General features: G+C 59.6%; 16 protein-coding genes and 1 pseudogene. 11 read left to right on the plus strand and 6 right to left on the minus strand.

Annotation, left to right across the window (positions count from 1 at the left end; translation table 11 throughout):
* Positions 1–3 precede the first annotated feature (3 nt).
* The 3 genes from AC1DUP_RS04670 to AC1DUP_RS04680 are packed head-to-tail and all read left to right on the plus strand — an operon-like array spanning position 4 to position 3,495.
* Complete coding sequence (locus tag AC1DUP_RS04670; protein ID WP_113309075.1) at positions 4–924, plus strand: ABC transporter permease; 921 nt, start codon at positions 4–6, stop codon at positions 922–924.
* Positions 917–2,551 carry an ABC transporter ATP-binding protein gene (locus AC1DUP_RS04675; RefSeq protein ID WP_477832192.1) on the plus strand — a complete coding sequence of 545 codons (1,635 nt, stop codon included), beginning with the start codon at positions 917–919 and terminating at the stop codon, positions 2,549–2,551. Before AC1DUP_RS04670 ends, AC1DUP_RS04675 begins: the two co-directional genes overlap by 8 nt.
* Positions 2,548–3,495 (plus strand): 2-hydroxyacid dehydrogenase, encoded by a 948-nt coding sequence (locus AC1DUP_RS04680; RefSeq protein ID WP_477832193.1) that lies wholly within the window; start codon positions 2,548–2,550, stop codon positions 3,493–3,495. The genes AC1DUP_RS04675 and AC1DUP_RS04680 overlap by 4 nt, the downstream gene beginning before the upstream one ends.
* 29 nt (positions 3,496–3,524) lie before the next feature.
* Here AC1DUP_RS04680 and AC1DUP_RS04685 read toward each other — a convergent pair whose 3' ends face one another.
* Positions 3,525–4,244, minus strand: coding sequence for a GntR family transcriptional regulator (locus AC1DUP_RS04685; protein WP_113301375.1), 720 nt, complete (start codon positions 4,242–4,244; stop codon positions 3,525–3,527).
* 143 nt (positions 4,245–4,387) lie between these two features.
* Here AC1DUP_RS04685 and araD point away from each other — a divergent pair, with 143 nt between their 5' ends.
* The 7 genes from araD to AC1DUP_RS04720 all read left to right on the plus strand — a co-directional run bounded on the left by araD (position 4,388) and on the right by AC1DUP_RS04720 (position 13,410).
* Complete coding sequence (gene araD, locus AC1DUP_RS04690; protein WP_477832194.1) at positions 4,388–6,124, plus strand: L-arabinonate dehydratase; 1,737 nt, start codon at positions 4,388–4,390, stop codon at positions 6,122–6,124.
* A gap of 9 nt (positions 6,125–6,133) precedes the next feature.
* Positions 6,134–7,324 (plus strand): L-talarate/galactarate dehydratase, encoded by a 1,191-nt coding sequence (locus tag AC1DUP_RS04695; protein ID WP_113309023.1) that lies wholly within the window; start codon positions 6,134–6,136, stop codon positions 7,322–7,324.
* A gap of 21 nt (positions 7,325–7,345) precedes the next feature.
* On the plus strand, positions 7,346–8,056 hold the full coding sequence (locus AC1DUP_RS04700; protein ID WP_477832195.1) for a ribonuclease activity regulator RraA: 711 nt from the start codon (positions 7,346–7,348) through the stop codon (positions 8,054–8,056).
* 69 nt (positions 8,057–8,125) lie between these two features.
* Positions 8,126–9,643 carry an aldehyde dehydrogenase (NADP(+)) gene (locus AC1DUP_RS04705; protein ID WP_477832196.1) on the plus strand — a complete coding sequence of 506 codons (1,518 nt, stop codon included), beginning with the start codon at positions 8,126–8,128 and terminating at the stop codon, positions 9,641–9,643.
* A gap of 16 nt (positions 9,644–9,659) precedes the next feature.
* Complete coding sequence (locus AC1DUP_RS04710) at positions 9,660–10,565, plus strand: 5-dehydro-4-deoxyglucarate dehydratase (RefSeq protein WP_477832197.1); 906 nt, start codon at positions 9,660–9,662, stop codon at positions 10,563–10,565.
* A gap of 192 nt (positions 10,566–10,757) precedes the next feature.
* Entirely contained in the window at positions 10,758–12,278 is a 1,521-nt protein-coding gene (locus AC1DUP_RS04715) for an ABC transporter substrate-binding protein (protein ID WP_477832198.1), read from the plus strand.
* Between the two features lie 70 nt (positions 12,279–12,348).
* Complete coding sequence (locus tag AC1DUP_RS04720) at positions 12,349–13,410, plus strand: Ldh family oxidoreductase (RefSeq protein WP_477832199.1); 1,062 nt, start codon at positions 12,349–12,351, stop codon at positions 13,408–13,410.
* Positions 13,411–13,646: 236 nt separating this feature from the next.
* On the opposite strand, the gene AC1DUP_RS04725 is transcribed toward AC1DUP_RS04720, so the two are convergent.
* From AC1DUP_RS04725 to AC1DUP_RS04745, 5 genes and pseudogenes are all read right to left on the minus strand, one after another.
* Positions 13,647–14,201, minus strand: coding sequence for a hypothetical protein (locus AC1DUP_RS04725; protein WP_477832275.1), 555 nt, complete (start codon positions 14,199–14,201; stop codon positions 13,647–13,649).
* A gap of 463 nt (positions 14,202–14,664) precedes the next feature.
* A pseudogene (locus AC1DUP_RS04730) lies at positions 14,665–14,922 on the minus strand (transposase); the annotation flags it as partial.
* A gap of 7 nt (positions 14,923–14,929) precedes the next feature.
* Complete coding sequence (locus AC1DUP_RS04735) at positions 14,930–16,375, minus strand: HlyD family type I secretion periplasmic adaptor subunit (protein ID WP_477832200.1); 1,446 nt, start codon at positions 16,373–16,375, stop codon at positions 14,930–14,932.
* Between the two features lie 14 nt (positions 16,376–16,389).
* Positions 16,390–18,105 carry a type I secretion system permease/ATPase gene (locus tag AC1DUP_RS04740; protein ID WP_477832201.1) on the minus strand — a complete coding sequence of 572 codons (1,716 nt, stop codon included), beginning with the start codon at positions 18,103–18,105 and terminating at the stop codon, positions 16,390–16,392.
* A 204-nt stretch (positions 18,106–18,309) separates the two neighbouring features.
* Positions 18,310–18,885, minus strand: a complete 576-nt coding sequence (locus tag AC1DUP_RS04745; protein ID WP_477832202.1) for a PE-PGRS family protein — start codon at positions 18,883–18,885, stop codon at positions 18,310–18,312.
* Positions 18,886–19,505: 620 nt separating this feature from the next.
* Here AC1DUP_RS04745 and AC1DUP_RS04750 point away from each other — a divergent pair.
* The gene (locus AC1DUP_RS04750) at positions 19,506–20,594 is read left to right on the plus strand and encodes a hypothetical protein (RefSeq protein ID WP_477832203.1); all 1,089 of its coding nucleotides are present in this window, start codon (positions 19,506–19,508) and stop codon (positions 20,592–20,594) included.
* The last annotated feature ends 432 nt before the right edge of the window (positions 20,595–21,026 follow it).

Raw genomic sequence — 21,026 nt, forward strand, 5'->3', positions numbered from 1 at the left:
ACGATGACCGACACACAAATCCTCGCCGGGAAAAAACCGAACGGCCCGATCGGACGTTGGCTGACTATGCTGTGGGCGGACAAGCTCGCTTTCTTCGCTGCTGTTTTTCTGTTGATCGTTCTTCTCTGTGCGCTGTTTGGTCCGTTCTTGCTGGAGGGCATTGCCACCAAGCAGAATCTGCGGGGCCGCAACGCGCCGCCGTTCGATATTACACGCGGATTGCTTTATGTCCTGGGCGCCGACGCTCTGGGCAGACCGCTTCTTGCCCGCGTCGTCGTGGCGGCGCAAAACACCATCCTCGTGGCCGCGGCAGCGGTGCTCGCATCATCGATCGTTGGGACGACGCTTGGTCTGGTGGCGGGTTACAGCCGCTCTTCCGCCGCTCAATGGATCATGCGCCTCGGCGACGTGATCATGTCCTTTCCGTCGCTGCTTCTGGCGGTGATCGTGCTCTATATGCTCGAACCTTCGGTCGCCAATATCGTCCTGGTATTGGCGATCACCCGCATTCCCATCTATCTGCGCACCACACGCGCCGAAGTGCTTGAGGTGCGCGAGCGGATGTTCGTGCAGGCGGCGAAGGTCATGGGAGCATCGCACTGGCGCATTGTCTTTTGTCACATCTTGCCGGTGATCCTGCCCACGCTGGTTACGATCGCGACGCTTGATTTCGCCTTCGTCATGCTGGCCGAGTCCTCGCTGTCGTTCCTTGGGATCGGCATTCAGGCGCCGGAGATCACCTGGGGCCTCATGGTTGCCCAAGGGCGGCCTTATCTCACCAATGCCTGGTGGCTTTCCTTCTGGCCGGGCCTTGCAATCATCCTGACGACGCTGTCGCTCAACCTTCTGTCGAACTGGCTGCGGATCGCGCTCGATCCGATACAACGCTGGCGCCTTGAAATAGGAGGCAGGAAGAATGGCTGAACATCTTTTGGAAGTGCGCGACCTCTCGGTCGAGTTCCACACAGTGACCGGCACCGTCAAGGCGGTACAAGATGTTCGCTGGTATCTCGATCGTGGTGAGACGCTGGCGATCCTTGGGGAAAGCGGCTCGGGCAAGTCCGTGTCTGCCTCGGCGATCATGAATCTGATCGATACGCCGCCCGGTAAGATCACCAGCGGTGCCATTCTCCTCAATGGGCGCGACATGCTGAAAATGACGCCCGAGGAGCGGCGTTCGATCAATGGCGCGAAGATCGCCATGATTTTTCAGGACCCGCTGGCGCATCTCAATCCGGTTTATACCGTCGGCTGGCAAATTACCGAAATGATGACCACGCATGGTCAGTCCGCGGAGCGCGCCGGTGTGAGAGCGCTCGAATTGCTTGGGCGCGTCGGCATAGCCGATCCGCAAGCGGCGATGCACAAGTATCCGTTCCAGTTTTCTGGTGGACAGCGGCAGCGTCTGATGATCGCTATGGCGATCGCCTGCAAGCCCGACATATTGATTGCGGATGAACCCACCACGGCGCTGGACGTTACGGTGCAGGCGCAGGTGCTCGAACTTCTGCAGGAGTTGCAGCGGGAAACCGGCATGGGCATGTTGCTGATCACGCACGATCTCGGCGTCGTTGCTGAAATCGCCGACCGGGTCGTGGTGATGAATTCCGGGTGCATCGTCGAAACGGGCGATGCGGCCGAAGTCTACCGCAACCCGCAGAACCCCTATACGAAGAAGCTGATTGCCGCCGCACCCGGGAAGGGCGCGATGCCGCAAGAGCGTGACCGGCAGGGCGAGCCGCTGCTGCGCGCAATTGGCTTGAAGAAGAGCTATGGCCTATTCCAGGCTCTCAAAGGCGTGGATTTCGTCATCATGCCGGGCGAGACGGTTGCCGTTGTCGGCGAGAGCGGCTCCGGCAAGTCGACGCTTGCTCGGGCGATCGTTCGCCTCGATGATCCGCAGGAGGGCCAGGTCCTCTATCGCGGCAACGATCTGCTTGCGATGACCCCGAGGGAAATATTCGGGCTGCGTCGCGATCTGCAGATGGTCTTTCAAGATCCGACACAGTCACTCAACCCGCGGATGAGCGTGTTCCGGTTGATTTCCGAGGCCTGGGTCATTCACCCGGATATCCTGCCGAAAGCGAGGTGGAAGGAAAAGGTAGCCGAATTGCTGGTCAAGGTTGGCCTAAAACCGGATATGGCGGATCGATATCCACATCAGTTCTCCGGCGGCCAGCGCCAGCGCATCGCGATTGCCCGTGCGCTCGCCATGGAGCCGAAACTGATTATCTGCGACGAGGCGGTGTCGGCGCTCGACGTGTCGGTCCAGGCACAGGTGATCGCGTTACTCGAGGGCCTGCGTCGCGAATTTGGCCTATCCTATCTTTTCATTGCACACGACCTGCCGGTGGTGCGCGATTTTGCCGATCGTGTCATCGTCATGAAGGCTGGCAAGATTGTCGAGGAGGGGCCGGTTCGCCAGATCTTCGACGCGCCCTCCCACCCCTACACTCAGGCGCTGCTTGCCGCCAGCCTCGATCCCGATCCGGAGGTTCAGGCCGCCCGCCGCGCCGCACGTCACAGACAGGAAGGACTCGTTCCCGCATGAAGCCCGATGTAATCATTGCCTACCCGCTCCGGCCCCGTCAGATGGCGATGCTGGAGGAGAGCTACACGCTGCACCGGCTGGATCTTGTAAGAGGCGAAGAACGGGATACCCTCTTGCGGAAAGCCGGCCCGATCTGCACGGCTCTGGTCTGCAACGGCCATGTGACTATTGACGATGCACTGCTTTCAAAATTGCCGGCGTTGAAGCTGGCAGCCTGTTCCTCGGCCGGCTACGACCAGATGGATGTCGAGGCGATGACACGGCGCGGCATCAGGCTTACCAACACATCCGAGGTGCTTTGCGACGACGTTGCCGACATGGCGTTGCTTCTGATGCTGGCGGCGCGTCGGCGCCTGCCGCAAGGCGATCGCTATGTGCGCTCCGGCGACTGGGCGCTGAAAGGCATGATGCCGCTGACCACATCGACATCGGGCAAGAGGGCCGGGATCGTCGGCCTCGGCCGGATAGGGTTGGCGATTGCCAAGCGATGCGAAGCTGTCGGGCTGACCGTCGGCTATTATGGGCGGACGAAGAAATCCGACAATGATTTTGCCTATTTCGACAACCCGGTAAAACTGGCGGAATGGGCCGATATCCTGATTGCGGCGACACCGGGCGGCCCCTCGACCGAGGGGTTGATTTCGGCGGACGTGCTGAATGCGCTTGGACCAACGGGCAGCTTCATCAACATTGCTCGGGGCACCGTGGTTGATGAGCCTGCCCTGATCGGGGCCTTGCAGGAAAGGCGTATCGCTTCGGCCGGCATCGATGTCTACCTCAACGAACCCAATCCCGATCCGCGCTTCGCAACGCTAGATAACGTTGTGCTATATCCTCATCACGCCAGCGGTACCGAGGAAACGCGCGACAGGATGGCGCAATTGACGGTCGACAACCTTGCTGCCTTCTTCGCGGGCAGGCCGCTGCTAACCCCGGTCAATTGAGACCGGCGGCAACCCACGGCACAGCAGCATCAGACGAAATAATTCGGAAATTCCTTCCGCAGGTCTTCGACTTTTGCGACGGTCTGGCTCAGATGGTCACGGATCGCATCGACGGCACCCTGTTCGTTGCGAGCGGCAATCGCGTCGATGATGGCGTGGTGCCCCTCGAGAATGGTCATGATCTTGCCCTTTTCGGGTAGATGCAAACGACGAATGCGCTCGAGATGGCCGGACCGCTCGCGAACCAGTTGGTGAAGGCTGCTACGCTTCACGCCAGCGAACAATGTCTGGTGAAAGAGCTCGTCGAGCTCTTGGAAGATCGCGATCTGATCGGCGTCATCGGAGACTGCCGACTGCATCTTGATGATCGAGCGGGCTCGCGTGATAACGCTCGGATCCAGATCCGGATCGGTCGCCAGGCGGCGGCAGACTTCCGTTTCCAGTGCGATGCGAAGGAAATGCGCCTCGTAAATTTGCAGGACGTCGATCCGGGTCACCACAGTGCGGGACTGCGGATGAATGCGAACCAGCCCCTCCTGTTTGAGAAGCTGCAATGCGTCACGAATCGGAGTCTGGCTGACTTCATAGGTCTCGGTAAGCTCGGTGCGCGACAGCGTGGTGTCTGGCGGCAGCTGAATGGTGATGATGCGCTTTCGCAGATCATCATAGACCCGTTGGACGGTACCGGCGGCGGCGACTGGAAAACCGGGTGCGGTGAGACCGAATGTGGAGGCGAACTGGGAATTCATGTGAGGCAATCCTTTTCACTCCATTCATAGCTGCGTGCCGCCTAATGCACAAGAATGCAAAAATGTGATTGATATATGTGTTGAACTAAAATATCAGTTAGAGCGAACGTGCAGGTGGACGAGTGGACAGGTGGGAGAAAGCCGTGACCGCGAAGAAAACTTACGAGCAATTGCGGTCTGCCCGATGGATGCTGCCGGACGATCAACGCTCATTCGGTCACCGGTCGCGGACGATGCAGATGGGCTATGCGCCGGAGGATTGGCAGGGAAGGCCGATCATTGCCGTCATCAATACCTGGTCCGAAGCCCAGCCGTGCCACATGCATTTCCGTGAACGCGCCGACTGGGTGAAGCGGGGAATCCTACAGTCGGGCGGTTTCCCCATGGAACTCCCTGCGCTTTCTCTCTCCGAAAACTTCGTCAAGCCGACCACTATGCTCTATCGCAATATGCTGGCGATGGAGACCGAGGAGCTGCTGCGGAGCCATCCGATCGATGGCGCCGTTCTGATGGGCGGCTGCGACAAGACGACACCGGGCTTGGTCATGGGTGCAGTCAGCATGGGCATTCCCTTCGTTTACCTTCCCGCGGGCCCGATGCTTCGCGGCAACTATGCCGGCAAGACGCTCGGCTCCGGTACCGACGGCTTCAAGTACTGGGACGAGCGCCGCGCCGGCACGATCACCAAGGAGGAGTGGCAGGGCATCGAAGGTGGGATCGCCCGCAGCTACGGCCATTGCATGACCATGGGCACGGCGTCGACGATGACGGCGATCGCAGAGGCTATGGGATTGACGCTGCCGGGCGCTTCGTCGATCCCGGCAGCCGACGCCAACCACCAGCGCATGTCAGCAGCCTGTGGCCGGCGCATTGTCGATATGGTGTGGGAAGATCTGACGCCAGACAAGATCATCACTCCGGCGGCCGTCGACAATGCCGTTACGGTCGCCATGGCGACCGGCTGCTCCACCAATGCGATCATCCACCTGATCGCCATGGCCCGACGCGCCGGCGTTCCGCTGGAGCTGGACGATCTCGATCGCATCGGTCGCACAACGCCGGTTCTCGCCAACATACGGCCTTCCGGTTCGACCTACCTGATGGAGGATTTCTTCTATGCGGGTGGCTTGCGCGCACTGATGAAGCAACTCGGGGACAAGTTGGATCCAACCGCGATTACCGTCACCGGCAAGCCCTTGATGGATGGTCTCGACGAAGTGAAGGTCTACAATGACGACGTTATCCGGCCATTGTCGAACCCGGTCTATCACGAGGGTTCGCTCGCCGTGCTCAAGGGGAACCTGTGTCCCGATGGTGCGGTCATCAAACCAGCGGCCTGCGACCCAAAATTCCATCGCCATCGCGGCCCGGCGCTGGTCGCCGACAGCTATGCGGACATGAAGAAGATCATCGACGATCCCGACTATCCGCTGACGCCGGACACCGTGCTCGTGCTGCGCAACGCCGGCCCGCAAGGCGGGCCGGGCATGCCGGAATGGGGCATGATCCCGATGCCGAAGGCGCTGTTGAAGCTTGGCCTGCGCGACATGGTGCGCATCTCGGATGCCCGCATGTCGGGAACCAGCTTTGGTGCCTGCGTGCTGCATGTCGCACCGGAATCCTATGTTGGAGGGCCTCTGGCACTGTTGAGAACGGGGGACATGGTCGAGCTCGATATTCCGGCACGCAGCCTCAATATGCTGATTTCCGAAGAAGAAATCGCAGCGCGGCGCGCCGCCTGGCTTGCGCCGACCAGGCGTTACGAGCGCGGTTACGGCTTCATGTTCTCCAGCCATATCGAGCAGGCGGACAAAGGCTGCGACTTTGATTTCCTGAAGACGGAATTCGGCGGCAAGACACCTGAACCGGCTATCAATTGAGGCACCACAATGTCTGATCCCCAAAGACGCATGATCCCTGCACAGCCTCCCAAGGCTGGCTTTGCTGCCGGTCCGTCCAAGCTGGACGCCATCCGCTCGGTCACCCTGTCGCTCGCTTACCTGCCGTTGGCGCGGCCGATCAGCGATGCCAAGGTTTTGACGGGCCGGCAGAAGCCGCTGACGCAGGTGGCCTTTCTGTTTTGCGAGATCGTGTCGGAGGCAGGGCATAGTGGTCTCGGCTTCAGTTACTCGAAGCGGGCAGGCGGGCCCGGCCTCTATGCACATGCCTGCGAGATCGCCGACAACCTGATTGGCGAAGATCCCAACGATACCGCGCGGATATGGGACAAGCTCTGCTGGGCAGGGGCCTCGGTCGGCCGCTCCGGCATTGCCACGCAAGCAATTGCGGCCATCGACATCTGCCTCTGGGACCTGAAGGCGAAACGTGCCGGTCTGCCGCTTGCAAAATTGCTTGGCGCCCATCGCGACAGCGTCGCCTGCTACAACACCTCCGGCGGCTTCCTGTCATCGAGCATCGAGGAAATCCGCGATGCCATCGATCACTCGATCGCCTCCGGTATCGGCGGCATCAAGATCAAGGTGGGACAGCCCGACCCGATGGCCGACCTTCGTCGGCTCGATGCCGTGACCAGCCACATCGATGGTCGTGTACCGCTGATGGTCGATGCAAACCAGCAATGGGACCGCACGACGGCCTTGCGCTTCGGCCGCCTGGTCGAGCCGCTCAATCTTGAATGGATCGAAGAGCCGCTTGACGCCTATGATGCCGAGGGCCACGCGGCATTGGCGCGGGAACTCGCCACACCGATCGCGACCGGCGAGATGCTGGCAAGTGCCGAGGAGCATATGGCGCTCATTCGGGCCGATGCCGTCGACTTCATTCAGCCGGATGCGCCGCGGGTCGGCGGCATTACGCCCTTTCTGCGCATCTGCACGCAGGCCGAGGCGAAACGCATGCGCCTGGCGCCGCATTTCGCCATGGAAATCCATCTGCACCTGGCGGCCGCCTATGCGCATGAGCCGTGGGTGGAGCATTTCGATTGGCTGGCGCCATTGTTCAACGAACAACTCGACATCAAGGACGGCCGGATGATCGTGCCCGCACGTCCGGGGCTCGGTTGCAGCCTGACGGGCAAGGCCCGCGACTGGACTGTGGAAACGCAAAGCTTCGGCGCCTGAACGAGGAGGAGAGAAGGACACATGAACCCTGCAACCCGTGAAAAGCTGATGGGTGTCTCCGTCGCAACGCTCTGTTCGGCACTCTACAAGCGCGGTCTGAAAAACCAGACGGTCCAGGACGTTCGGCCCGTGCAGCCGAAGGGACGCAACATGGTGGGGCCGGCCTTCACATTGCGCTATATGCCGGCGCGCGAGGACCGCAACACAATGAACGTCTTTCGCAACCCGAAACACCCGCAACGGCTTGCCATCGAGACCTGCCCGGAAGGCCATGTTCTGGTGATGGACAGTCGCAAGGATCCGCGAGCCGCCTCCGCCGGCGACATCCTGATTACCCGCCTGATGATGCGCGGCGGCGGCGGCGTCGTCACCGATGGCGGTTTTCGGGACGCCATGACAATCGGTGGCCTTGATATTCCCGCCTATCACAATCGCCCCTCCAGCCCGACAAACCTCACGCTGCACGAGGCGATCGACATCAATGTGCCGATCGGTTGTGGCGATGTGCCGGTCTTCCCGGGAGACGTTATCGTCGGCGACGACGAGAGCGTAATCGTCATCCCGGCTGAGATCGCCGACGAGATCGCTGACGAAGCGGTAGAGATGACCGCCTACGAGGATTTCGTCACCGAGCGCGTCAAGCAAGGTCATACGATCATCGGCCTCTACCCGGCCACCGACGAAAACAATCTGACGCTCTTTGCCGATTGGCGGAAGACGAACGGCCGATAGGGCGACATGTCCTCAGCAACAGATCGTCATGCATAAGCAGGGAGCAAGGCTCCGCCGAGGAGGATAACAATGACCTGGACCCCTTCAGGCAGGCATCTCATTGCCGGCGAATGGATTGCCGGAACGGCGACATTTCGTTCCGAGCCGGCCCATGGGCAGGCTCATGATTTTGCCGTCGGTACGACGGAACTGGTCGACCGCGCCTGCCGCGCGGCCGAAGCTGCCTTTGCGGCGTTTTCGGCAACGACACGCGAGGAGCGCGCCATCTTCCTTCAGGCAATCGCCGAGGAGATCGACAAGCGCGGTGAGGCGGTCACCCTCATCGGAACGCAGGAAACCGGACTTCCAGAAGGCCGCCTCGACGGCGAACGCGGTCGCACCACCGGCCAGCTCAAACTGTTCGCCGACCATATCCGCAAGGGTGCGCATCTCGACGCTCGCCTCGATGCGGCCCAACCCGATCGGCAACCGGCGCCGCGGCCCGAGATCCGTCTGGTGCAACGGCCGATCGGCCCGGTCGCCGTCTTCGGCGCCTCGAATTTTCCGCTCGCATTCTCGACGGCCGGCGGCGACACGGCAGCCGCGCTTGCCGCGGGATGCCCGGTCGTGGTGAAGGGACATTCCGCTCATCCCGGCACAGGCGAGATCATTGCGGAGGCCATTGCAGCTGCTGTCGAGCGCACCCGCATGCCGGCCGGCGTGTTCAGCCTGATCCAGGGCGGCCGCCGTGATGTCGGAACGGCTCTGGTGACCCATCCGGCCATCAAGGCCGTTGGATTTACCGGCTCGCTCGGCGGCGGCCGTGCGCTCTTTGACCTTTGTGCCCAGCGACCTGAACCGATCCCCTTTTTCGGCGAACTCGGCAGTGTTAATCCGATGTTCCTGCTGCCGGCCGCTACCGCTGCCCGGGCAGAGGCGCTCGGTTCAGGCTGGGCCGGTTCGCTGACGCTCGGTGCCGGCCAGTTCTGCACCAATCCCGGTCTTGCTGTCGTCGTTGACGGGCCGGAGGCGGACAAGTTCACCGGCGCTGCCAAGGCCGCTCTTGAAAAAGTGGTGCCTCAGACCATGCTGACCAAAGGTATCGCCACCGCTTATCGCGAAGGTGTCGAACGCATGCGGGCAAGCAACGCGGTCGCGCCGGTTCTGACGACAGAGAGTGCTGAGCGTGCTGCAGGCCCGAACCTGTTCGAGACGAATGGCTCGGCCTGGCTTGCCGATCATTCGCTCGGCGAGGAGGTGTTCGGTCCTCTCGGCCTCATCGTGCGCGTCGGCTCGCCTGAAGAAATGGTCGCCCTTGCTGAAAGCTTCCAGGGGCAACTGACCGCGACGATCCATATGGACGACGCAGATATTGGCATTGCCCGCGACCTGCTGCCGATCCTCGAAAGGAAGGCGGGCAGGGTGCTCGTCAATGGCTTCCCGACCGGCGTCGAGGTCGTCGATTCCATGGTGCATGGCGGACCCTACCCGGCCTCGACCAATTTCGGCGCAACCAGCGTCGGGACCATGTCGATCCGCAGGTTCCTGCGCCCCGTGGCCTACCAGAATTTCCCCGCCGCGCTGTTGCCCGCAGACCTGCGGAACTGAAACGAGGAGTAGCACGATGATCGCCCCGACCGAACTTCGCGAGATCATTCGAAACGGCCTTCTGTCTTTTCCCGTCACGCCTTTCGATGCGGAGGATCGATTTGCAACCAAGCCGTTTTCAGCGCATTTGGAATGGCTGTCATCTTATCCCGTCGCCGGCCTGATCGTTGCCGGCGGCACGGGTGAGCTGTTCTCGCTGACGCCGGGCGAGGTGGTTGAGGTGGTGAAGGCCGCCCGTGCCGTGTCTGGCGACGCGCCGGTGATTGCCGGATGCGGCTACGGCACGCGCATTGCCTGCGACATGGCCCGCGAGATCGAGGCGGCAGGTGGCGACGGCATTCTTCTGCTGCCGCATTACCTGACCGAGGCGCCGGCGGACGGCATCGCGGCGCGTGTCCGGGCCGTCTGCAAGGCCACCAATATGGGCGTTATCGTCTATAATCGTGGCCAGGCACGGGTTTCGGCCGAGCAGCTTGCCCAGCTTGCCGACGAATGCCCCAATCTGATCGGTTTCAAGGATGGTACCGGTGACATCGATACGGTGCGCCGTGTCACGATCGCCCTCGGTGACCGTCTTTCCTATATCGGTGGCATGCCGACGCACGAACTGTTCGCCCAGGCTTATCGCGGCGCCGGCATGTCGACCTATTCCTCGGCGGTCTTCAATTTTGTGCCTGAAACGGCATTGAGATTCCACAAGGCATTCCTTGCCGGCGATGACGCGACCTGTGAACAGATGCTACGCGACTTCTATTATCCTTTTGCCCGCATCCGCGATCGCAAAACGGGTTATGCGGTATCCGCCGTCAAGGCAGGCGTGCGTTTGCGCGGCTTTGAGACGGGACCGGTACGTGCGCCGCTGACAGATCTTACCGACGAGGAAGTCGGGATGATGCGCGCACTGATTGCTTCGGCCAAGTGAAGTTTCAGCGTCCCGGACAGGGTTGCAAGCTCGTGCGTCGGGTGACGCGTTTGATCGAGTATATCAACTAAAATATTAGTGCTTTTGTGTATCAGTTGATCCGCATGCCGGGAGAAAATGGTGCCGGATCCCAGAAAGTAGACGAGGAAATTTTATGTGAGGAGCGCCGAAGGCGCATGGGAGGAGAACGGAATGAAACTGCATATCAGAGCTGCCTGCCTATCCACCACGATGATCGCGCTGAGCTTCGGCTCGGTTCAGGCTGAAGATGCCAAACGCAACGTAAGTGTTGTGCTTGCCGAAACCGTCGATGTCGTCGAGCCTTGTATGGCTGCCCGCCAGGACGTCGGCCGGGTCATTTCTGAAAACGTCAACGAGATGCTGGTCGAATTTGACTACGTCAACGGCGGCCTCAAGCCCCGCCTGGCGACGGAGTGGTCGAAGATCGACGACGACACCTGGGAGTTCAAGCTGCGCCCGAATGTCAAATGGCACGATGGCAAGCCGTTCACCTCCAAAGATGTCCAGTTCACGATCGAGCGCAACAAGAACAAGAAGCTCAGTTGCGAGACCGGCGGCAAATATTTCGGCGGCACGGAATTCAGCTTCGAAACGCCGGACGCCAACACGATCCGCATTACGACAAAGCCGGCGCAGCCGATTCTTCCGCTTTTAATGACCGTGATGGCTGTGGAATCGGCCGAGGCGACCCCAGCTGACGAGTTTACCCGCAAGCCGATTGGAACCGGCCCTTACACGTTCGACAAATGGGATATCGGCCAGTCCATCGTGCTGAAGCGCAATCCGGACTATTGGGGTGAGAAGCCGCAGGTGGAGCAAGCCACCTATCTCTTCCGTTCTGACAGTGCGGTCGCCGCCGCCATGGTCGATGCAGGCGAAGCAGATGTCGTTCCCGCCGTATCCGTGCAGGATGCCACCAACAAGGAAACCGATTTCGCCTATCCGAATTCGGAGACGACATCGCTGCGCATTGATACGCGCGAGGCGCCGCTTAACGACCGACGCATACGCGAAGCTATGAACCTCGCCATCGATCGTCAGGCGATGCTCGGAACGCTGTTCCCAGAACAGGCGAAGATCGCAACACAGCTCGTCGTGCCGACCACCATCGGATACAATGCCGATATCCCCGTCTGGTCCTATGATCCGGAAAAAGCAAAGGAACTGGTGGAAGCGGCGAAAGCTGATGGTGTCCCGGTCGATCGTGAGATTCGCATCATCGGTCGCAACGGGCAATATCCCAATGCGACCGAAGCGATGGAAGCGATAATGGCAATGCTTCAGGAAATAGGTTTGAACGTAAAGCTCGACATGTATGACGTTTCCGTGTGGAACGGATACTTCGTTGCACCTTTCGTAGCCAATTCAGGCCCGACGCTGACCCAGTCGCAGCACGATAATGCGACCGGCGATCCCGTCTTCACCGCTTTTGTAAAATACGCGACCGACGGCTCCCACTCCATGGTTCGGGATCCGGCTGTCGACGCACTAATTGCCAAGGCGACTGCCGCCACCGGCGACGATCGCACGAAACTCTGGAAGGAGCTTTTCGCCAAGGTGAACACCGAGATCATTGCCGACATCCCGATGCTTCACATGGTGGGCTTCACGCGTGTCTCGCCGCGTCTCGACTTCAAGCCGACGATTGCGACGAATTCCGAGCTGCAGTTGTCGCAGATCCACTTCAAGTGACCTCGTGAGCCGATTCAGGCACGGGCTGCCCGCTCATGGCGGCCCGTACTTTCTCGGATATGACGGATGGATGCCCATGCCTCTGATCGACCGTATTGCCCTAACCCAATTCGCCGAGCAAATACTGACCTGCGCGGGCATGGAGGCCGACAAGGCCGAAATGACAGCCGCCATCCTGGTGGAAGGCGACATGATCGGCCATGAAACGCATGGCGTCAGCCTTCTGAACTGGTATGTCGAGGCGTTGGAAGACGGTTCGCTGGCAAAGTCGGGCAGCTATGAGGTCGTCAACGACCGTGGCGCAGCCTTTGTTTGGGACGGCAAATCGCTACCAGGCGCATGGCTGCTGACTATGGCGATCAACCAGGCCTGCGAACGCGTACGCGATCATGGCGTCGTCACCGCCGCAATCCGCAATTGTCATCATACCTGTGCTCTTTCAGCCTTCATGCGAAAGGTCACCGAACAGGGCCTCATCGTACAGTTGTCGGTGTCGCACCCGGCCGCAAGCCGTGTTGCGCCTTATGGAGGCACTAAGCCGCTACTGACGCCCAACCCGATGGCCGCCGGCTTTCCGACGTCCACGGATCCGATCCTGATCGACGTTTCGGCATCGATTACCACCACGACCATGACGCAAAATTTGGCCAAGGCCGGCAAGAGATTTCCCGAGGCCTGGGCTTTCACCGCCGCAGGCGAGCCGACCGACGATCCGCGCGAGGTGACCGAACGTGGCGGGACGATGATGCCTCTCGGCGGTCAGCTGAAGGGACACAAGGGGTTTGGTCTCAGCCTGATAGTCGAACTGCTGGGGCAGGGGCTTTCCGGCAAGGGGCGGGCGAATGCGCCATCCGGTGTCTTTTCGCAAAGCGCTTTTGTGCAAGTCATTGATCCCGCTTTTTTCGCCGGGCTGGACGCTTTTACAGTGCAGTCTGACTTTCTTGCGACCGCATGCCGCAATAATCCTCCGGCGCCCTGGAACAATGGCCCCGTCCGTATGCCGGGTGACAGCGCAGCGCGCCGGCGCCGTTTGGCGTTGGAAGAGGGTGTGCCGGTCGGCGATGTGCCCTGGGAGAAGCTCTGTAAACATGCCGAGATACTCGGCGTGCCTGTTCCTGACGTCGCCGCGTAAAGAAAGCACCGGGACCTTTTTGTCGGCCGTCATGGCGTAGTGGATGACGCAGGACCTTCCCTGCGGAACGGGTCGTTTGGAGAGAGGTGACAGGGCGTGTCGAGCCGCATCCACTCGACGCTGCCCCGCGATGCGAAGACCTCGCTGCCGATCGCAGTGCAGCCCGCGGTTAGAGTGGTTCATGGTTTTGCGGAACCGGCGCCGGATTCCCAAATCATCTGCGTTGCAAGTCGGATCTATTTTTGCGTCAGCCAGGCTTTTACCTTGCGGCTGAAGGCATCCGACAGTCTCTGCGCGAGAGCGTCCTCTGTCTGGGAAGACTGCGCGGCATTGATCGCCATGGCTATGACGATCCCGATCTCCCCGTCACCTCGAATTCCCTTGTCTTCGCCGCGAATGTTTTGGGCCTCAGCAATCAGTCGGCCCGTCTTTGTGTCCTCCAAGCGAACCGTTCCGGAGATATAGCTGTCATTGCCGGCAATGATGCGTCCGGCTTTACTGGAAAGATCGACGATGTGCAGGGTGACGATCAGTCTGCCCGCTGTCTTGCCGTCCGGCACTCCCTTAACGTCACGGTTCAGCGAACTATCGAGCGCGCGAACGACTGCTGGTAGTTGTGGATCGGCTCGCGTGCGGTCGAAGCCTCCCATGTTGATATCGGGCGCCGTCTCCACACGGATTTGGGTGACAGAGGTCTCCCGAAGCACCGACGCAAGCCTCGGATCCGTGGTTACGCAAGAGGTGAGGAGGACAAAAAGAGGAAAGGCCACGAGAAGCCGTGATAGGCGCATGATAACTCTCTGAGGACGTTGAAGTGATAAGTCTGGGAGATCGCCAGCCRGCTCTTGCAGCCTGCCAATTTCTCTACCGACAATAATTTTATCCTTTATAAACAATATCTTGTATGAAAGTGGCGGCGCCTGGCCTACATTGGAAAGAGATGGGTCAAAGGGGAACCTGTCGGTTTTGAAAGAGGGGAAAGATGTTGAATGAAAGAATCCGCGGGACATGAATGAAATGCAACTTGAGGAAATATTCCTGACGAATCCTCTTCAGGCGCCCCGCTGTTGATGTCAACGTATGATTGTACAGGATAGTGAATTGTTTTTTATCGATAAGTACTTCATTCTAGCGAAAGTTGATTTTGCCAATAAGCGATGGCAAGAGCTGGACGGTGGGCTCGAACGCCTGCAGATACAGCCGTATCCTTCGCCCCGCTCCCTCATTTAGAGGTTAGTTTCGCCCGTTCGATGTCTTCGCCAGCATCTCGCTGAGCGTTGCCGCCGAGAGCATGGCCTCGGCCAAAAGCTTCTTGAGCTTCTGGTTCTCTTCCTCCAGTGCTCTCACCCTTTTGGCTTCGAGACCGACATTTCGGAACTGCAGGGATTGCCACCGGTAGAAGGTCGGCTCGCTGATACCGTGTCTGTGGCAAACATCTGCCACCGTCACTCCGGCCTGGTGCTCCTTCAGAATGCCGGTAATCTGGTCGTCGTCGAATTTTCTCTTGCCCATCACCGTGTCAGTCCTCGCGAAATGCTCTGTTGAAACTGTCGAGGAGTGGTCTAACGGCATAGAGCGCCACGCTGCTTTTGCCCGTTTCGATCAGTGTCTGTGCGGGCATGCCCGCGACCAGTTCGACATCATTCATTTTCGCCAACCGCTCGTCCGTGACACGGATTGTCGCGGCAAAGTAGGGCTGGCCGTTCTGCGTATCGGTGAGACGGTCCGCTGAAACATACTCGACACGACCTTTCAGGAGTGGAACGCGCCGCTGATTGTATGGAAGGAGATGAACCTGTGCCTCGAGCCCCACACGGACGAGATTGATGTCTTCTGGTCTCACGTGGACAGACACGATAAGGCGATCGGAGCGTGGCAAGAGATCGACGAGCGGCTCGCCCGCGCCGATCACTCCACCTGATGTGTGGATGCGCAGATTCATGATTGTTCCGTCTTCGGGAGCTCGGATATCGGTCCTTGAAAGCTGGTCGTCGATCGCCCGCAAGCGCTCGCGCAGTTGCATGATCCGACTTTCCATATCGCGCATACCTTGGGCGACTTCGCTCAACCGGTCGCTCTCAAGCTTTGCGAGATCGGCCTGTGATTCGCTGATCACCTGGTAGGCGCGAGAGATCTGTGCCTCTACTTCACCCTGCTGGCCGTCAAGGTCTGCTTTTTCCCGCTCGAGGTTGAGAAGCCGGCTCTTTTTTTCCAGTCCTTTGGCGTTGAGGACCGCAACCTGTTCCATTTCCTGCTGCGAGATTGTGACTCTGTCGGCCAGTGCCGCCTTCTGCGCGCCAAGCCCGACGATTTCCTGCCGCACCTGCGCGATTTTCTCATTGGTGATCCTGATTTCCGCCTGCATGACCCGGCGGCGGGCTTCGAAAATTTTCTGTTGCCCGGTCAGAATCGCGCTGACCGCAGGATATTTGTCCATTGCTGCCCTGAGATCCTGGGGATAGGCGACATTGTCGCGGCCCGTCTGCTCCGCAAGCAGGCGGGCGCGGCTTCCTTCGGCGTCCCAAAGTTGCCCTTGAATGCTGTCGCGCTCCGAGCGAGATTTTGTATCGTCGAGTTCTATCACGACTTCCCCGGCCGTGACCGCATCGCCGTTTTTGACGAGTATCCGTCGCACGATCCCGCCTTCCAGATGTTGAATGGTCTTGCGGCTGGATTCCGGCTCGATGACGCCCGATGCGATCGCAGCGCTTTTAAGCGGCGCCAGAACCGACCAGATCCCCAATCCGACGATGAAGACCAGGATCAACAGGTTACCCGTCCAAACAACGCCTCTGAGCCCCGGCATGGGTGAAGGGGGGGCGAGCCCGCGCTGTTGCGATCCGATATCAGACGAATAGGCCGTCTGTTGCCTGGTTGCCGCTGTCGATCGTCGAGCGAACCGCTGGACCGTCTTTGACCAATTTGAAGATCTCGCCGGCTTTGCGTCCAGTTGAACAAGGGTCATGGCAGCGTCCTTCCCTATGTTCTTGTTCGAGACGGTGGTTGAAGATAAGTTTCATAAATCCGCTCACTGTCGCCGAAGGCAGCCACGGTCCCGTTACGCATGACGGCAATCTTGTTGGTGACCGGCAGGATCCCCATCCGGTGCGTTATGATGACGATGGTCATGCCCCTGGATTTCATGCGCTCGATTGCCATGAACAGCATTCGTTCGCCGTCATAATCCAGGCTCGAATTCGGATCGTCGAGAACGATAAGAGATGGATTTCCATAGGCCGCCCGTGCCAGTCCCAGCTGCTGGCGCTGAGCTCGAAGGAGCAGGTTTCCCCCTTCACCGATATCGGTCTCATAGCCTCGCGGGAGCCGCATGATCGCTTCGTGCAATCCGACCAGCTTTGCGGCGTCGATCGCCTTGCCGGGATCTCCTCCGTCCAGCCGGCCGATCACATCCTTGATCGCTCCGCCAAAGAGTTCGATGTCCTGCGGCAGGTATCCGACGTGGCGGGTCCCGCCGCAAAGGCGTAGAGCCGAGATATCGACCCCACCGAGAAGAGCACATCCGCTCGTCGCCTGCACAACGCCTGCTATGACGCGTCCAAGTGTCGATTTTCCCGATCCGGACGGACCGATAAGCGCTACGCAATCGCCAGGTGCCAGGCGCAAGGTGATATCCGTCAATATTGGCTGATTGGCGAATGGCTTGATATAGCTGACGTTATCGAGAACGAGGCCACCGGGTTCCGGTACCGGCACCATTCGGGCATCGGATCCCGATGCAACTGTTATCAGCATATTGTTCAGACGATTGAAGGCATTGCGAGCATACGTGAAGGCGCGCCATGCCCCTATTGCGCCCTCGATCGGCGCGAGCCCGCGTCCGAGCAACAGGCTGGCAACGAAGATGATTCCGGGGCTGCCATTGTTGGCGAGCACCAGCCATGTCGCCGATCCCATCATGAGGATCTGCGCGAGTGTGCGGATCGATTTGGAGAAACCAAGAATGATCTCCGTGCGATGCATCGCGATGTCCTGCGACCTTCTTGCCATTTCCGCATCGCGATAGACGATCTGCGCTGCGCCATCCTGCATGCCCATCGCCCTGATAACCTCGATGTTTTTGAGGGCGGTCGCAAATCGCAGATAGCTCCTCGAAAGGGCAAGATTGGCCTGGCCAAGCGGCTCTCGCGTCGCCAGTTCCGTCAGGAATGCAAACAGCAGAAGTGCAAATGCGCTCAGAAGACCGATGGTCCCGAGCAGCGGATGAACAAGAAAGAGCAGGAGCAGGAATAGCGGCGCCCAGGGAACGTCAAAAAACAGCGAGCTGGCCGGTGAATCGAGGAACTGGCGCAATGCGGCCAGATCCCTGTAGCATTCCGTGGCGGCTCCCGTATCGGCGCGAGCGGCATATTCGAATGATGCGGTCAGCACCACGGGCCGCAGCCTGTGGTCCAGCCAGCTCCCGATGCGCGAAAGAGCTGCCCTGCGCACGATATCGAGCATGGACCCGACCAGCACCGCGACGGCGATGATCAACGTCAGCATCAGGAGCGTGTCAGAGCTTCGGCTCGACAGGACCCTGTCATAGATCTGCAGGAGGTAGATGGAAGGCGCCAGAAGAAAGAGATTGTAGCCGCAGCTATAGAGGAAGACCAACCCGAAGGCTCCGGTGCAAGCTCGGAGCGCAACAACGAGGTGTGTCTGCGGGCGCGATGGTTTTATGGAAATCGTTGCCATTATCAGATCTCGCTGCATTTGATACTGACAAGAACAGGGCGCTTGCTGGTTCAGCAATATAGGAGGGTCGCCAGCCGAAACCGGCGACCCTCAGGGCTAGAGCGCCGCGCGTCTTTTCAGACGCGCTGAGGGCTCTATCACTTTGAATTTGCGCATAATCCTTTCCGAAAATCGATTCCGATTTTCGGGGTTATGCGCTGGGGTTCATGAGCCGAGATGGCTGACGTCGATATGGCCGAAGGCGTTTATGAAATGATCGAGGGTATTGGTCACCGTGGTCGTTTCGGGATCCGTGTGAACCAATGCTGACCCGATATCGCCGCCGCGAGCCATGTTCCCGTCACCGCCGTTGCCGCCGACGCCTGCGAGGATGGTGGCCTTCTGATCAGCCACGAGCTGCGTATATTGTGTCGCGGTCGTAGCCGCAGCCACCGCAGCCGTGTCGCCGCCGCTCGAGTTTCCTTGACTGCCGTTGGAGTGGGAATCTCCCCCCGCGCCGCCGTCGCCGCTGTTCGTGACCGCCGCCAGGAAGCCGTTCTTGGCCTGGGCAAAGCCACCGTCTCCGGCATTGCCGGCGTCCCAATCTGCCTTCTGCCAAACGTGGTCGCCGTTGTGCAGATCGGTATCTGCCCCGTAGACCTTTTGCGTAGGTTCAACATACGCAACCGGGTGGAAGTCGATGTTGCCATGGTTGTTGCCATCGCCGCCGTTGCCGGCATTCGCGTCACCCGCATCCGGGTTGTGGAGATAGATCGTGTCAGACATTTGTGGAATAGGCATTGATGTCACTCCTTCTACTTCGTTTCGTCCGGGTTTCTTCGACGGCGTCCCCCCCTACGGTGTGGGTATTCAGGATGTCACCGCCAGACAATACAACCGCGGGCGAATAATGCCTGCGATTTAATCTGTGAACTATCTAGATATTCGGTGACGTTCTTTCGGGTGTATACTTGGAGTGGCGGAGCGTTATTTTGGATCGGTACCTGGTGATTTGGCGCCGGATAGCATTGTTATGATCATGTCTGAGACATCGTAGAAGCGACGTCGTTTTTCGAAGCAACGGCCGCCCAAGCAAACCGGCTCTATTGCGGGGTTCTGATCAGGTTGCGCCTGGAAAAGAAGATCCTGTTCTGGGCTGAAAAACTCTCATGACACGCCGCGAGAACGGGGGGTGCAAGATGCGGGGCCTCTAACCCAAAGGCGGATTGAGTGCTCTCAAACTCGCACAACGGGCGCTGCGCGCCATGACAGCCAAATGGCTACAGAACTAGCCGACGGGATGTAGACGAATTGCAGGCTCTGCTTTTCGTCCGTTCAGATGCACAATGGCTGAACAATTCAGGCTGCATACCGCCGCATGCATCGGTGGACGTGCGGTTGACCGCGGAATGGAGACGGTAATGACGGAAACTCGTCCCTTACTGGAAGACTTGCCCAAGGCAGGCACCGATCAACACCTCGTCTCCGCCTTGGCCGCGGGGCATCTGGCATTGGTGCCGACCTGGCTTCCATTGGATATCGCTTCCGGTCCAAGCCACAATTCAGCCGGCAGCGGCGGTGATGGAATAAGCGAAGGCGTGATTAGCAGCAACGCATTGGCCGTCTTCATGCCGTCCAATGCCGCTATTGCAGGACCGCATTCGGCTGCCAACGCCTTCCAGGGCAACGATGCGCTCATCAATCAGCATCCCACCGAAATGGCCGGGATAGGCGGGAATGGCGGAAGCGGCAATGTTGCCATCGGCAGCGGCGAGGGCGGCAATCATGCCGGCAGCGGGGGCGATGGGCTTTTCTACGGTGGACTCGTCAGCACCGCAGTCGCGGTGTTTGCCCCTGTCAATACTGCCGTGGCTGCAGGCCCTGGCGCGGAGGCTCACGCCGATCAATCGAACAACGCATTGTTCCTGCAGGGCGCAACCCAGATCGGCGGCATGGGCGGCTCGGGCGGAGACCATAACGTCGCGGGCCACGGCCCGTCGATGAGCCCGGGAACTGCGCTCACGTTGACGGGCGACTTTTATGCGGGCCACGGCGGCAATGGATATTTCGTCGGCAGCATGGTCGACATTAGTATTGCCATCTTCTCACCGATCAACATCGCCATCGGCGCCGCAGGCGGCTCGGCGGAGGCTCATCAGACAAACAATGTCATTTTCGATCAGCGCACTATGCAGATCGCGGGCATGGGCGGCGATGGCGGTGGCTTCAACCTGTCGTCAGACACGATTTTCACCGGCAGCCATGCGGGCGGCGGTGGCGGTGACGGATCGTCGACCGGCAGCATGGTCGACGTCAATCTCGCCTATTTCCATCCCATCAACATTGCCGTTCCCGCCGGTGGCACGGCAGACGCCCAACAGATCGATCACGTTCTCTATGATCAGGATGCGCTTCAGCTGGCCGGTATCGGGGGCCATGGCGGCGGGGGCAACCTCACGGACGCCCATTCGGCTCTCGTAGACGACATTCTGGGCTTCATGCATAGCTAGCGCAATTCCAGCAAAAGCGTGCAGCGGTTTGCGTTCGGAATCGCGTGAAAACAATACTCTAGCGGATGGACTCCCCACTTGCTTTACGGAGGCTCAATTGCACGAGACTGTTCTTCGTGCCATTTCAAGCCTTATGTTGAATTGCTTCCTCCGCCCGGCTTCCGTCTCCCGGGCCGACATGGCCACGGCCGGCTCATTGAGACGCCGAACATTCCACCATGACCTATCCGCATTGCCTTAAGGCGTGTCACAATCTTTGAGATTCGCTTGCCACACTTTAGAACGCTGAGCGTCCATTCGGACGCGCTAAGGAACCCTCTGACTCTTTTAATCTACGCATCGGCCCGCAAATCGATTCCGATTTGCGGGCCGATGCGTAGGCCTTTGTTTTCGCATGTCGTCGTCGCAAAACCGCTGTACACTTTTGGGTGA

Source organism: Rhizobium sp. 01L419, assembly GCF_056400025.1.